Origin of the sequence: Leyella stercorea (assembly GCF_019052365.1) — a bacterium.
In the GTDB taxonomy this organism is placed as follows: Bacteria; Bacteroidota; Bacteroidia; order Bacteroidales; family Bacteroidaceae; genus Prevotella.
Genome location: NZ_JAHQUY010000003.1, coordinates 1 through 15095, shown reverse-complemented (window position 1 = coordinate 15095; position 15095 = coordinate 1). Strand labels below are relative to the sequence as shown.

The following is a 15095-nucleotide window of genomic DNA, read 5'->3' as shown; positions in this document are numbered from 1 at the left end:
AAAATATTAAAAGGCAAAAAGTTTTCTTGTCTTTTTTAATAATTATGTATAACTTTGCAAAATGAAACGGCAATAGGGTTATAAATGCTTTATATAGTGGCGTTTATGTCCATTTTTTAGGAACAATAGGATAAATATATACAATTAGTAAGGTGAAGAGGTTTTTTAGTATTACGCTTTTATTAGCTTTGGTCGTTTCGGTCAAAGCTCAGATTACTGGTGAAATTTATGATACCGATGGTTATCCGATACCATTGGCAAGCGCCATCTATAAGGGACATCATGTGGCAGAGGCGAGCGATTTGGACGGAAAGTTCAAGATTGCGCGCCATAATGGTTGGGAGCTTACGTTCAGTTCGGTAGGTTTTCAGCCTCAGACCATAAAGGTGGGTCCGAAGACTCCTTCTCACCTTAAGATTGTGCTGAAGGAGGACGCACACAACCTCGGCGAAGTGGTCATCAAGCAGAAACGCGAACACTATTCACGCAAGAACAATCCGGCGGTGGAGCTCATGAAGCGTGTCATCGCCGCGAAGAAGCGCAGCCATCTCGAGAACTACGACTACTATCAGTACAACAAGTATCAGAAGATTACGTTCTCGCTGAACGACATAAAGCCTGCAGATCTCGACTCGAGCAAGTTCTTCAAGAAGCGTGCCTACGTGAAAGACCAGATTGAGACCTCGCCATACAACGGCAAACTCATTCTGCCGGTGAGCGTTGACGAGACGGTTACGCAGCATATCTACCGCAAAGACCCGAAGGTGGAGAAGGACATCATCAAGGGTCAGCGCTCGGAGGGCGTGAACAACGTGCTGCAGACCGGCGAGATTCTCAACACTATGCTGCGCGAGGTGTTCACCGACGTGGACATATACGACGACCACATGCGCCTGTTGCAGTATCAGTTCACATCGCCTATCGGCGAGACTGCCATAGCGTTCTACCGTTTCTACATCCAGGACACGGTGTACGTAGACCGCGACCTCTGCTATCACCTCGAATTTATTCCGAACAATCAGCAGGACTTCGGTTTCCGTGGCGAACTATACGTGCTTGCCGACTCGTCGCTGCACGTGAAGCGCTGCTCGTTCACTCTGCCTAAGAAGTCGGACGTGAACTTCGTACACGACATGAAGATTACGCAGGAGTATACCAAGCTGCCGAACGGCGAGTGGGCGCTTTCTGCCGACGACATGGCTGCCGAACTGAAGCTGTTGGGCGCCGAGATGCTCGTAACAAAGGCGACACGATACAACGACTATGCCTTCGACGAACTGCCTTCAAAGCTGTTCCGCGGCAAGGCGAAAACCATGCACGAGGCTGACGCGATGATACGCGACGACGACTTCTGGGCAAAGTACCGCACGGTGGAGCTGTCGCACGGCGAGTCGTCGATGAAGGCGTTCATACATCGCATAGAACAGTCGAAGAACTTCAAGTGGATTCTCTTCGGTCTGCGCGCCTTCGCCGAGAACTTCGTAGAGACTGGCTCAATGCGCACCAAGTCGAAGTTCGACATCGGACCGGTTACGACCATCATCTCTAACAACTTTGTCGACAACTGGCGCTTCCGCTTGAGCGGTCGTACCACGGCTAATCTCTGCAATCACTTCTTCTGGAACGGCTACTACGCCTACGGAACCAAGTCGAAGAACCACTACTACGGCAGCGAGTTCACCTACTCGCTCAACGCAAAGAAGAATGTGCCGTTCGAGTTCCCGCAGCGCAACATCATCTTCGAGACAGGTTACGACGTAATGTCGCCTGCCGACAAGTTCCTTATACATAACAAGGACAACATGTTCATGTCGTTCCGCACGCAGAAGGTTGACCAGATGTACTTCTACAACCGTCAGAAGCTCTCGTTCGTGTACGAGACCGACTGGGGACTCTCGTTCCACACGTCGCTGAAGGCGGAGAGCAACGAGCCAACCGGCGACCTTGCGTTCATCAAGATGCCTGGCGCAACGCTCAACCCTGCTCCCGACGGCAATGAGTACGTGCGAAAGATACGCACTACGGAGGCACAGCTCATGCTGCGCTACTGCCCGGGACAGACTTTCATCAACACCAAGCAACACCGCTGGCCGGTGAACCTCGATGCGCCTGAGTTCTCGCTCAGCCACACTACGGGCGTGAAGAACGTGTTGGGCGGACAGTACAACCTCAACTTCACAGAGGCTAAGATATACAAGCGCTTCTGGCTCGGTTCGTGGGGCTATGTCGATACGCACTTGGACGGAGGCGTACAGTGGAACAAGGTTCCGTTCCCGCTGCTCATCATGCCGCCCGTCAACATCACGTTCCTTGAGTGGGAGGGTACGTTCTCGATGATGAAGAACATGGAGTTCCTCACCGACCGCTACGCTTTCGCATCAGTAGCATGGGACATGAACGGCAAGCTGCTCAACCGCATTCCGCTTATCAAGAAGCTGAAGTGGCGCGAGTATATCTCGGTGAAGGGCATGTGGGGCGCACTCACCGACAAGAACAATCCGCTGCTCGACCGCAACCAGAACGACGCAATGCTCTTCCAGTTCCCGAAGGATGCGCGCGAATTCAGAAACAACGAGCCGTATTGGGAGATAACTGTCGGTGTACACAACATCTTCAAGCTGCTCGCCATCGACTACGTCCGCCGCATGAACTACAACGGACCGGGCATCAAGAAGAACGGCATACGCTTCGGATTCATGCTCACCTTCTAAAATGGGGAGGTGGGCATCGCTACCGACCATACAGGGTTTAGAAAAAACAAAAGAGGTTGGCGCAGGATGCTGCCAACCTCAATGAATCGATTTCGTAATAGACGAAATCTCTAAAATGATATCGCAAATATATAGCTTTCCGACGAACGCGCCAAGTTTTTTAAGCTAAAAAGTTGGTTTTTTAACAAATAGAAACATAACATAAACATGGGAAGGAACAAATACTCGCAAAGCGAATTTGACGCAATAGCGCGCCTCTTAAGTCTGAAAGGCTCGGCAAACCGCGCAAAACAGAAGGAGATACGCCACCAGTTGCGCGTGGGTTACGAGTTCAACATCTCCGACTTTAACGAGCCGGGCAAGGCGTTCGGACTTAAGGAGCTGCTCGACGCACGCCAGCGCGGAGCTATCGTGATTCTCGACGACCGCACCATCGCCGACATGAAGGCGAAGCGTCAGCGCGACCGTGAGCGCGACGAGGCGCAGCGTCAGCAGGAAGCCGTTGCTGCAGGCGAACAGACCGACTGGAAGGAAGCCATGAAGCAGTGGGAAGACTGGGAAGCGCAAGAGATAGCAAAGATTGACAAGTAATCTTTTCATTGCCGTCCACCGTAAAACTATATACTTAGTCGGTGTACTGCGGACGCAATCCGATCGGATTCCGAACGCCGTCCGCATCGGTCGCGTTCGCAATCCAATCGGGTTGCGTTCGGTACACGATGACTAAACGTTGACATGGTTGTGATAAAGTCTAATTGTTCAGATAACAATATCACTACTGTTCGAATAAAGATATAGTTATCATTCTAATAACAACATAGCTATCATTCTAATAAAGACAAAGAGGAGAGTGTGTCAACGTTTAGGCTTGACACACTCTCCTCTTTATTTATGTGCATTGTTTTTCCCAGCTATGCCTCGCGGAACTCGCTCCCAGCTTTAATAAGCTTCGCGATACTTGTTCTCGTCCTTATCCTCGAGCATCGAGAGATAGCTCTGATAGCGCGAAGCTGCTATGTAATGCTCCTCTACAGCCTTCAGCACAGCGCAGCCCGGTTCGTGCGTATGCGTGCAGTTGTTGAAGCGACATTCTTTCGAGAAGTGGAATATATCCTTGAAATAGCTTGTGAGCTCTTCGGGCTCCATATCGAACGTGCCGAAGCCCTTAATGCCCGGAGTGTCGATGAGGTAGCCGCCATCGGGCAGCTCGAGCATCTCCGAGAACGTAGTGGTGTGCATACCCGTGTTGTGCGCATCGCTGATTTCAGACGTGCGCAGGTTGGCTCCCGGCAGGATGTGGTTGATGAATGTCGATTTGCCTACGCCGCTATTGCCGCTCAGCAGCGTCTTCTTGTCCTTCAGCATAGGCAGAATGGCGTCCATGCCCAATCCCGTTGTAGCCGATACAGCCACGCACTTATACCCTACCGTCTCGTACAGACGCATCATCATCTCCTGATAATGGCGCTCCTCGTCGGAGAGTATGTCGGTCTTGTTGAACACCAGCACCGTCGGCACGCTGTAAGCCTCAGCCGTAGCGAGGAAGCGGTCGATGAAGATGGTGCTTGTCTGCGGATAGTTCACCGTAACGATTAGGAAAGCCTGGTCGACGTTGGCAGCGATGATATGGCTCTGCTTGCTCAGGTTCTGCGACTTGCGTATGATATAGTTGCGGCGGTCGTGAATGGCGGTGATGAACGCCGTTCCTTCCTGATTGCGCACTATGTCTACGATGTCGCCCACAGCCACCGGATTGGTGCTGCGTATGCCTTTCAAGCGGAAGTTGCCCTTTATCTTGCAGTCTACGTCAAGACCTTCATCAGTACGTACGGTGTACCAGCTACCTGTATTCTTTATTACTAATCCGTGCATCTACACAGTCATGATTTCCTTCTGCTTAGCAGCGAGCAAGTCGTCAACCTTCTTCACGAACTTGTCGTGAACCTTCTGGAGCTCGCCCTCAGCGTCCTTCTCGAGGTCTTCAGACAGACCGTCCTTGATAGCCTTCTTCAGCTTGTCCTTTGTGTCCTGACGTGCGTTGCGAATCTCCACCTTAGAGCGCTCGCCAATCTTGTTGCACTGCTTTACGAGTTCCTTACGGCGCTCCTCAGTAGGCTGTGGGATGCCGAGGCGGATAATCTCGCCGTTGTTCTCAGGAGTGATACCTACATCGCTGTCCATGATTGCCTTCTCAATGTCGCGGATCTGCTTCTTGTCGAAAGGACGGATAGCGATAGTACGCGGATCGGGCACTGTAACGTTAGCCACCTGGTTCAATGGCACCATAGAGCCCCATGAGCTTACGCGTACACCGTCGAGGATTGCTACGTTGGCGCGGCCGGCACGGATGCGTGCCAACTGCTCTTCCAGATACATAGCAGCCATCTCCATGCGCTCTTCAGCGCCGTTCAATGTTTCTTTTACGTCTATCATAATTGTTTTATTGTTTGTTTCCGAACTGTTTTAGTTATTCAATTTGCAAATTTAATGAAAATAGTTGATAAAACACCACTTTCAACTTCTAAATAATCACTTTAAGGCTCTGCACCTTGCCCTCCTTCACCAGATTGAGCACGTAGATGCCCTTTGCAAGCCCAGCCACGCTGAGTGCGTTCGCACGCTGTGCGCTTGCCACGAGTGCGCCGGTAGCGCTGTAGAGACGAGCCTCGTCGGCGCATTCGTCGAAGAGCAGCGAGTCGCCAGAGCGTGTTACGCCGGTCTTGTCGCCGCCGATAGCGAAGATGCCCGCAGCGCCGTTGTCCTTATAAGCGATGCTGATGAACGGCATGAGCAGTTCGCCCCACACGTTCTCGCCGTCGTCCTCACCACTGCAGTAGGCGATGTGCGGATTGCCGTCCATCTCCATCATGTGCCAGTCGGGATGCTTCGTACTGTCCTTGATATACTGTGTGCCGAGCGGACACTCGAACTTCATAATCACGTTGCCGCCCTCGTATTTGTACGGCTTGTCGAGGTTAACGACCAGTTCCAGGTCGTTGGCATTGCCCTGTATTGTGATGTTGCCGTCGAACACGGTTGTGAATCCGCCCTCGTCGAACAATGCATCGCCGCCGTCCTCGTCGAGCATATCGGTGCGGGTTGTATTCTTGATGCCGATGCGTGCCGGGAAGGTGTAAGCCTCAGCGTTCTTGCCGTTGTAGAGGAAGCGCATGCCGGTAATCTCGATGCCCTTCTTCTGCATCTCTTTTTCGAGGAAGAGCGCCTGACACTGCGAGTATGGGTCGAGCATGAAGAACGGGAAGCGCCATCCCCAGCTGTTGTCCGTGTTGAGCGTGAGCCACTTGTCGGCGTCGGCTGCCGATATCTTCACCTCCAGCGGTGTAGCCAGCACGTTGTCTGCCGGATATGTGTCGCCCGCAAGCTCCACCTTTGCCACAACCTTTATAGTGCCTTCTGCTCCCGGCACCCAGTTGACTGCCACTTCTACGGTCTCGTCCTTGGCTACTGCCTTGCCCTTAGCCTCGCCGAGCACCTCGTTGTTGTCGGCGTTGAGCAGCAGCACGCGGTAATCGCTCACCGTAGCCGAGCCTTCGTTGCGCACATCGACGGTGAAGGTCTGCTGACTCTGACTGTTCACGAGCTGCGAGCCGGTGAGTGCCTGCACACTGAGGTCCTTCGTGCTGTACTCGCGTATAGAGACGTCCTTCAGATATATCTGTCCGTGGTTAGCCTCGCTGCACGCCTGGAAAGCGATGCGTGCCGAACCGGTTGTTTCTGTCAGGAAGTTGTCCTTGCCGTAGAGGAAGATGTTCGAAGCTGTGTGGAACTCGCCCGTTTCCTTGATGAGTTTCGCCGCACCGGTGGCTATCGGTTCCGCACAGAACCAAACCTTCATCTGCTCCATCACCTGCTCGTGCTTGTCGGGAGTCACCCAGTTGGCTGACGAGTAAGTGTAGCGCACCTGATATGTCTTGCCCTTCTCGAACTTCAGCGCCGGCGTGTAGAGCCAGTCGTCGGCGTTCTGGTCGCAGCGGTCGTATGTAGTGGTCTGCGTAGGCTTGTAGAATGTCCATGTGTTGCCGTCGTTGTTCTTGTCCGCAGTCACCCAACGGTCGAAATCGTCCTGCGTGGTGAGCGGCGAAGTGAACGGCACACTGTCCTCGGGTCCGAAGCTCAAGGTCTTGGATGTAGCCGAAGCGCCCACACCCTTCTTGTTCACAGCCGTCACGATGTAGCTGTAGCCCTTCTGAACGCTCACGGCGTCGGTAGCACGGAGCGATGTTGTGCCCTCTACAACCACCTTGTTGTCGGGCATGCGCACCACGTTGTACTTCAGACTGGCGTTGTCGAAATAACCGCCGTGCTGTCCCTCTGCGGGTGCCGCCCATGTTATCTCGGCATTGCCGCCGTGCGTGGTGAGCGTAACGTTCTGCGGAGCACTCGGCAGGTCCTCGCCTACGTACGCCGCAAACTCCTTGTATACGCCGTCGCCCGCAGCGTTGTACGGCACCACCTTATATATATAGTAGCCGTCGGTCGAAGGTTTGTCGGTCCACGCTACGCTCTTGCCCTGCGTTGTCTCTGTAGAAGTGTAGACAAGCTGGTCGTTGCGGTAGACCTTGGTGCCTGTGAGCGCCGAGAGCTTTGCGCCGAGATAGCTCACGCTCGGTGTTGTCCACGAAAGCTGTGCCGAGAGAGCGCCCTTTGCATCGGCTGTAGCCTTGAATGCGCGCGGATACGACGGTGCGCCGTCTGCCACGTACTGATACGGAATGCCCATGCCGAGCAGCTGCATCTCGTTGTCGATGAACTCCTTCTTTATCTGTGCGCCCGTCTGCGGGTTAAGCTCCACGAGATAAGCGTTGCCGTCTGATGTCTGCGCCATCCACCACAGGCGATGCGTCGTCTTGTCGAACTCCATCGTCTGACTGTAGTCGCCGAGATACACGTTGGTGTTGCCCAAGTCGCTGTACTCGCAGGTCTTTGTGGTCTTGTTGATGCTGCTGATGTCTATCTTGCTAAGATAGCTCTTCATGCCGCCCTTGCGCACGGCGTAGAGCGATCCGTTGTCGGCGGCGAGCGTGTAGAAGAGCACCTTGTCGATGGTAGCCACAAGCGCTATGTCGAGCGTCGTGCAGTCAATCTCGTAGATGTACGACTTATTGGCGCTGGTGTCGTAGTGCAGACCGAAGATGCGGTTTGTCTTCGGGTCGTACGTCATCTCGTCGAGAATGAGCGGCGCCTCGGTCGTCGAGTTCACAATCTCGCGTTTGGCGGTATACTCGCCCGTGTTCACATCCACCACACTGATGGCGCGTGGCATGAGCGTATTGGCGTATAGCGTTGTCTCGTAGGCGTAGTACTCGCTGCCTACATACGTGCCGGCTGTAGTGATAGGCGTCACGCCAGCCTGATAGCCGTAGTCGCGCACCCATTGGTAGCCGTTGGGGTTGGCGGTGTTGAGCTTCACCAGACCGGTTCCGTTCACATTCTTCTCGTAGCGCAACTGACCGAAGATGTCGGCCTCGCCGTCCTGCACATCGTAGATGTACTGTCCGTTCTGGGCTACGGCCTGCACAACGGGTGCAGAAGCCAGTGCGAACAGACAGCCAAGTGCAAAGATTCTCGTTTTGACTGTAGGCATAATCATTTGTTATTGAGTTAAGTATTTGGCTACAAATTTAGATAAAAATCCCGAATAATGATTGTATAGAAATAAAAAAACTATCGGCGCAAGCATAAGTTTATACAAAAGACCGGCAGATTGTCAGAACTGAACAATCTGCCGGTCTTTTATGAATAGTATATTACAATGCAATCTTCACAGACTTTTCTGCGCTGCCCTGCTGCAGCTTTACGACGAACACGCCGTTACCCAGCTGTGAGAGGTCTACTGTCTCGCCGCTTGCAGCAAGCCGCTTGGCGCAAACCTGCTGTCCGAGTGCGTTGTAGACAGCCACGCGAGCTGCGCCGTCGTTTCCGAAGAAGAACTGTGCGGTGCGAGCCACACGGTCGGTAGTGATGCTGAACATCTGTTCGCCTGCCTTCGTGTCCTTGATGCCTGTGGCGTCGAGCGCCATCTTCAGACCTGCGAAAGCGTCTATCTTACCTGCGCCCCAGCTGTTGCGGTCCGACTTCTCGGCTGTGCCTGTATAGTTGTCGTGGCGTGCGGTCTTGTTCAGAATAGCGCGCACGTCAGCCGGTGAGAGGTTCGGGTTAGCCTGAAGCCAGAGAGCTACGGTGCCGGTAACAACAGGCGAAGCCATCGACGTACCCATATTGGCGTCGTAGTAGTCGTCGCCCGACTTCACCGCACAGGTCGACGAGCTGAAGCCTGCATAATACCTCGATGTGGCAGAGATGAGCAGACAGCCCGGAGCCGTCACGTCGGGCTTGGTGCGTCCGTCGAGCGTCGGTCCGTGACTCGAGAAGAGCGACAGAGCACCCTTGTTGCCCACCAGAGCGGTGTTGATGCCGTAGACGTCGCCGCCGAGCGTGGTGTAATCCATCTTGGTGTTGTACGAACCGACGCTGATAACGTTGTCGCTCACGCCGCCAAGCTCGCCCACGGTGTAGTCGGTGTCGCCGTCGGTCCATCCGCGCTTGCCTCCATTGAGGAAGTAGCCTTCGGTTGCGTTGTTCCACATGTGTATGGATGTGCCTGCGTCGCTCGTAGCCACGATTCCTATCTTGCGGTTCTCAGCAATGCTTGTAGCGCGACACATCAGCATCACCTCCGTGCGCTCGTTTGTCGGGTTCTTCTGCAGAGCCATCTGCACGGTAGACACCACGCCGCTACCATCAGGGAAGGTGTACTTCACGTCGGTCTCGCCGTCGGTCTCCACAGCCGGAGACTCGTACATCACCTTGCCCTTCAGAGCGTCAACCACTACAGCCTTCACCTTAAGCGGAGCGCCCTTGCTGCCCCAGATGTCCACGTAAGCCTGCTTGCTCGCAGAGTTTTCGCTGAAGCCTATCATGGTCTTGAGCGATGTGTCGCCATCCTCAAGGTCTTTGCCTACGTGCAGCGCTGTGCTGCCCTCGTTGCCCGCAGCGCCAACGATGATGCGTCCGGGACCTGCCATTGCAGCGAAAGCCTGGTCGGAAGCCGAGGTGCCGTCGTGCGGACCGAGGTGCGAACCCAGACTGATGTTCACAACACAGGGTTTGCCTACGCTCTCAGCATAGTCGAAGCAATACTGTATGCCGTCGGTGATGTTCACGTTGCTCGAACCGAAGCTCACGAAGACCAGCTCCGACTCGGGCGCAACGCCGTAGTAAGGCGTCGTGCGGTCGCTGCCTGCGGCGATACCTGCCACGTGCGATCCGTGGAACGTAGAAGATATGTCATAGTTGACGGCGCGCATCTCGTCGTAGGTGACGTACTCGCTACCGTAGCCGAACTTCGAGGGTGCTTTTCCGCCGTTGGCATTCTGGTCCCAAACGCGTGCTATGCGTGTGCCGATGCCGTCGGGGTTGGTGAAGTCGACGTGCGAATACTGGAATCCGCCGTCTACAACGCCCACAACGACGCCCTTGCCGGTGTATGCGCCCAGCTCGGAGGTAGTTGAGTGGCAGTCGTCAACGCCAGTCTCCTTGCGTGCGGTGTCGAGGAGCATGCGCACACTTGTACCTACCTGCACGTTCTCCACTTCGTCGAGTGCCGCTACAGCCTCAACAGCCTCAAGCGGCAGACTCACGGTGAGCAGACGGTCGGTTACGACGTTGCGAACTTCCACGCCGAGCGCCTCAAGTCGACTGATGCAGTCGGCGGCTGCGTGCTGTTTCGACGGAGCAACGGTGATGAAGGCGTCCACCTTCTTCGCTGTTGCCGATTTCACATTTTTCTGCGTACTCATATCCTGAAGCATCAGGCTCGTACTTGGCGAAAGCTTCTGTGCGAAAGCCGAGCTGCCCACGAGGAGCAGCGATGCCAATAGGATGTTTGATTTGTTCATTGATTAGGATTGTTTTAATGTTGATATGTTGAGGTGTTGAGGTGTTGAGATATGCATTTGTCACCATCTCACCATCTCAACACAACAACATCTTTAATTAATATTTTTCAAATGTACCCTTATAGTTGACAACGATACGGGTGTTGTCGCCGCCGTTAGAGGTATAGCTGTTAGTGTACTTGTTGGTTACGTCGAGCAGAATCTCGTACACGTCGTTCTCGTCCTTGCTCACAGTGAGCGTGCCGTTGTTTGGCATGTTGCCGTAGCCGTGACCTGCTGCGTACGACTGCAGCTGTATGCCGCCAGCGTTGTACTTGATGTCGAACACCTTCTCCTGACCGATGTTCGCAAGATCAATCTCGCCTGCGTTGATAAGGTCGCTGCCTACCTTCACCTCCACTCTGTCTGAAGAAGTCTTGCCGTCGCCTTCGGGGATAAGGTAGAAGGTGATGTTGCCCTTGTATTCCTTCATGTACGATGTGCCAAGCTGACGAGTGATAGAGAGTTCGCCGTCAGAGTTATAATACTTGTACTCGTTCTCTGCCACTACCGACGGTATGATTTCGTCGAGCGACTCGGCAGCTGCGAACGTGCCGAAGTAAGAGAGGCTCACGGTTCTGCCGTCCTCGAGCACTGCCTCAAGACTCACGTAAGTCTGTCCGCCGAAGCCCTGTGCGGTGGTAATAGAGCCCGACTTCACCTTGTCGTATACGGTTCTTGTGGCATAGTCGATATAGCGGAAGGTGTAGCTGTCGGCTTCTGTAGCCATGTCTACCGTGCCGTTGTAGAGTTTCGCAGCCGAAACGCTGAACCATACTGCGGCTTTGGCGTTAAGGAAGTCAGCCGGAGCCTGTACTTCTACGTCAGCGAAAGCGAAGTTGGTAGGCTCGCCCGTTGCAGAAGGCTGCACGCAGAGAGCTGAAAGCACAGAGAAGCGGGTTGTTGCCTGCTCCGTATCGGTAACAGAGAACGTATTGCTGGCGTCATAAGTGCGGCTGAATGTGCCTGTATACTCGCAACGGAAGTCGTCGGCGCCGTCTTCTGCCTCAACAGATACGGTTACGTTCTTCTTGAACTTGTCGAACTTCACCTTCAGCGCACCCTTCTTGAACTCGCGATCGCCGCAGACGAGCTTGCCGCCTGCCTCAGCAAGCGTAGCGAGGTCTACCTCCTGTCCTACAGACGCTGCGGGCAGCGTGACTGTAACGTCGGGCTGGAGCGCAAGGTCGCTCGTCACGTTTTCTGCAGAATAGAGCATGAACGAGCTATACTCGTCAGTCTCCTTCAGCAGCACGGTCTTCACGTCGTTCACGTTCTCGTTGAGCGCCCACTGATTGTCGAGTTCGGCGTATGTGCGCTCCGAAAAGCTCACGCGCTCCACGTTGTCCACCTTATATTCTACCTTTGTGCCGTCCTTCTGCTGAACGGTCATTATTCGCTTTGTGGTCTGTGCGTAACTGGCGCCCATCGCCATGAGGCACAGCATTGTCAATACGGTCTTTTTCATCGTTTTACTATTTTTGTTATAACTCCATTTGTTGTTCTTACAACGTAGACGCCGCTGCGCAGAGCCGCCACGTCAACCGATTTGGTGGCGTCGGCAGAGAGCACATGCTGTCCGCCTACAGTGTATACAGAGAGGCGTTCGCCCTTTGCGGCGCCGCTCACGAGAAGCGTGCTGTTGCCAACAAACTTCACGGTCTCAGCCTCAGCGCCCTCTACCTTGCCAAGACCTGTAGACGGGTCGTAGTTGAGTTCCACCGGTCCGCTCCATTCGCCCTGAATCTGGTAGCCCTTGCCGTCAGCCAGGTCGATAGTGAACTTATACTCCTCGTTAGCCAGCTGCTCAACGCCCACGCGTCCGCTGTATACGAAGGCGAAGCTGTCTACAACACAGTAGCGTCCCTTCTCGAAGTGCTCGTAGCGTGTGCCGGTGCGTCCGCCCACGTTGTCGAAGTAGCCGCGTGTCATCTTGTACGGCGCGTAGAGGTTTGTCCAAAGGTGGTCGTTCTCCATCAGTTCGTATGTGCCTGAAGGCAGATATGCTGTGCCGGCGCTGGTCTGGAACTCCATGCGGAGCAGGTCGCCCTCGTTGCCGTCCTTGCCGCTTGGCGAGCCGAGGTCGACGGTGTAGACGTTCACGCCGTTCTGGTTGCCGAGGAAGTATACACGAGCCTTCTTGATGTAGTCGAGATTGAGCTTCACGTCGCGGTCGAGGTTCGACTCTACGTACTTCTCCTTGTCGTCAGACACGTCGACGATGTTGAACTTGATGTTCTTCGCCGTGCCCGTCACCTTATGTCCGCGGTCTGTTGTGCAGTCGATGGTGAAGTTGAATGTGCCTTCCTCGTCGCCGTCGGTGATTACTACCGTTCCGTCGGTGATATAAGCATAGTCGTAGTCGGAATCAGAGCCGGTCACGGTCTTGCGGCGCTTGATGTATGTACCCATGAGTATGGTCATTCCGTTATAGTCTATCTCCATACCCGGGAAGTAGGTCTCGCTCTTGAAGTTGCGAGCTACGGTGTATGTGCCGGGGATGATCGTGGCCTGCTTCGGGTCGCCGAAGAGTCGGTTGAAAGCGCAGATGGCAAGGTTGAATCCGGTGCCCTTCATGTTGCCTGTCTCAGGGTCGAAATCGCAGTCGAAGAGGTTGATGTAGATATTGCCCGTGTTCGACTCCATCAGATTGCCGTGATAGTAAGCCATACCGCCGGTGAATGTAGTGTTCACGTCGGTAGGGATCTGCGGATATACCGTCGTGCCGGTGTTCATGTCTACGAAGCTGAGCGTGCCGGTGTAGGTATACTGCACGCCGTTGGCGTCGGCGAAGGTCACGGTATACGAGTTGTCGGCGCCCTTCTTCACGGTCACGTCGCCCGTCAGCGCGTTCTCCTTGCCGGGCTTGCCGGTGAATCCGTACTTTGTGGTGTAAGAGTAGTCGGCATCATAATAGAGACTGCCCTCGCCAGCCTTGAACGTTCCCTCGGGCAGTTCGGTGCCAGTGCCCGCCGGAGCGTACAAGTCGATGGCAGCCACGTTAGCGTTTGTAGCCACGATGGTGCCCTCGGCAGAGTTAAAAACAGCGTTTGTCTTGTCCGAAACCACGAGATAATAGTTGTCGCAGTTGCCGGTAGCCTCAGAAGCGGCTGTATAGTACGACGCCACAACATGACTCATAGCCATGGTCTTGGCTTCGTCAGCCTTGGCAGGTGCAGAGAAGCGCGGCGAGTTCTTAACGAATGTGTGCTGTGCCGCCACAGGAAGTGCGAGCGCAGAGATGAGAAACGAGATGATAAGTAACGATTTTTTCATTGTTTGATTAGTTTAAAAGTTTGTTCGTTTTCAAGTGTAAGTACATAAATTCCGGGTTTGCAGTTGTCGAGGTTCAGCACAACGGTGCCGTCGGCTATGCGCTTGCGCATCACGAGTGTGCCGTCGGCGGCGTAGAGCGCAGCCTCAGCAGCCTTCGCACCACTCACCTTCACGGTGCGGTTGTCGTCGTACGTGAACGAGAAGGCATTGCCCTCTGTGCCCGCAATGGCTGTAGGCACGACGTAGTCGAAATAGAACTCCGCCACAGCCGACTGTTCGTAGTCGGTAGCGACGCCGTTGGATGTAACCGTCAGCTTTCCGTCGGCAAAGCCCACTTCCGGCTTGTCGGCAAGGAAGAAGCTTGCCGTGGCATCATCAACGAACTTCAACACGAGTGCTTGGCGCGGCGTGGTGTCGGCTTCGTCGGCGTGTACAGCCAACGTCGGCGCGAGCAGCAACAGCGCAAGCAACGCTTGCAATAATCTTGCTTTCATAGTCTTGATTTTTTTAGTTTGACTCTTTAATTTCTAAGTAATAATATTATAACTCTCTTTTTACCTGCTGCAAATATACACATTATTATTTATTCCGCCTTACAAAACAGAAGTTTTTAAACAAACTGCCACAATTTGCTTATAAATAGCAACCGCTTGAATTAGTAATTATCTATTCGTAATTATTAATTTTAAAACTGATAGTTTCCCTACTTTTACCACGTAAACCCTCTGTTTTCTCCACCGCTCGCGTTCGCCGTCCAATCAGATTGCGTTCGCCGTCCAATCGGATTGCGTCCGCCGTCCGATCGGATTCCGTTCGGGTGACGATGACTTTTCGTGAGGTTTTGCAGCGAAAATAGAAGAGCTAAAGATGCAATCGTAGGAGGCTACAGCTACTGAAATACAAATTGCTACAGCTATTTGCAATGGCTACGGCAGGAACTGAAAGTCAGCGGCGCGTAGCGGAAAGCTAATGCCGTAGCCTCCTACGAACACCGCTCTTTTTACCTGCTGCAGGTATACACATTATTATTTATTCCACACTAAAAAGCTGTTTTTGGGGTCATCTGGAATTTGGAGTGATAATAATAGTGTATTATTATATTGCTGTCCGCTAAAACTCCAAAGAGAATAAAAACCCTGCCCGAAGTCCT

9 protein-coding genes are annotated in these 15095 nt (G+C 53.6%); 2 read left to right on the top strand and 7 right to left on the bottom strand.

The annotated features are described in order from the left end of the window. Window positions 1-152 precede the first annotated feature (152 nt). Both KTQ90_RS00970 and KTQ90_RS00965 read left to right on the top strand, forming a co-directional pair. Window positions 153-2711, top strand: a complete 2559-nt coding sequence (locus tag KTQ90_RS00970) for a DUF5686 family protein (protein ID WP_217316872.1) — start codon at window positions 153-155, stop codon at window positions 2709-2711. Between the two features lie 207 nt (window positions 2712-2918). Beyond that, on the top strand, window positions 2919-3302 hold the full coding sequence (locus KTQ90_RS00965) for a hypothetical protein (RefSeq protein ID WP_217316871.1): 384 nt from the start codon (window positions 2919-2921) through the stop codon (window positions 3300-3302). A 348-nt stretch (window positions 3303-3650) separates the two neighbouring features. Here KTQ90_RS00965 and rsgA read toward each other — a convergent pair whose 3' ends face one another. The 7 genes from rsgA to KTQ90_RS00930 all read right to left on the bottom strand — a co-directional run bounded on the left by rsgA (window position 3651) and on the right by KTQ90_RS00930 (window position 14439). Beyond that, on the bottom strand, window positions 3651-4583 hold the full coding sequence (rsgA, locus tag KTQ90_RS00960; protein ID WP_217316870.1) for a ribosome small subunit-dependent GTPase A: 933 nt from the start codon (window positions 4581-4583) through the stop codon (window positions 3651-3653). Beyond that, window positions 4584-5144 carry a ribosome recycling factor gene (frr, locus tag KTQ90_RS00955; RefSeq protein ID WP_022158933.1) on the bottom strand — a complete coding sequence of 187 codons (561 nt, stop codon included), beginning with the start codon at window positions 5142-5144 and terminating at the stop codon, window positions 4584-4586. Window positions 5145-5232: 88 nt separating this feature from the next. Then, window positions 5233-8316, bottom strand: a complete 3084-nt coding sequence (locus KTQ90_RS00950; RefSeq protein ID WP_217316869.1) for a CARDB domain-containing protein — start codon at window positions 8314-8316, stop codon at window positions 5233-5235. Window positions 8317-8479: 163 nt separating this feature from the next. Then, window positions 8480-10630 carry a S8 family peptidase gene (locus tag KTQ90_RS00945; protein WP_217316868.1) on the bottom strand — a complete coding sequence of 717 codons (2151 nt, stop codon included), beginning with the start codon at window positions 10628-10630 and terminating at the stop codon, window positions 8480-8482. A 97-nt stretch (window positions 10631-10727) separates the two neighbouring features. Continuing rightward, the gene (locus KTQ90_RS00940) at window positions 10728-12137 is read right to left on the bottom strand and encodes a hypothetical protein (protein WP_217316867.1); all 1410 of its coding nucleotides are present in this window, start codon (window positions 12135-12137) and stop codon (window positions 10728-10730) included. After that, a complete protein-coding gene (locus KTQ90_RS00935; RefSeq protein WP_217316866.1) occupies window positions 12134-13945 on the bottom strand; it encodes a T9SS type A sorting domain-containing protein in 1812 nt (603 codons plus the stop codon). Before KTQ90_RS00935 ends, KTQ90_RS00940 begins: the two co-directional genes overlap by 4 nt. Next, on the bottom strand, window positions 13942-14439 hold the full coding sequence (locus KTQ90_RS00930; protein ID WP_217316865.1) for a T9SS type A sorting domain-containing protein: 498 nt from the start codon (window positions 14437-14439) through the stop codon (window positions 13942-13944). The genes KTQ90_RS00935 and KTQ90_RS00930 overlap by 4 nt, the downstream gene beginning before the upstream one ends. Window positions 14440-15095: the final 656 nt, after the last annotated feature.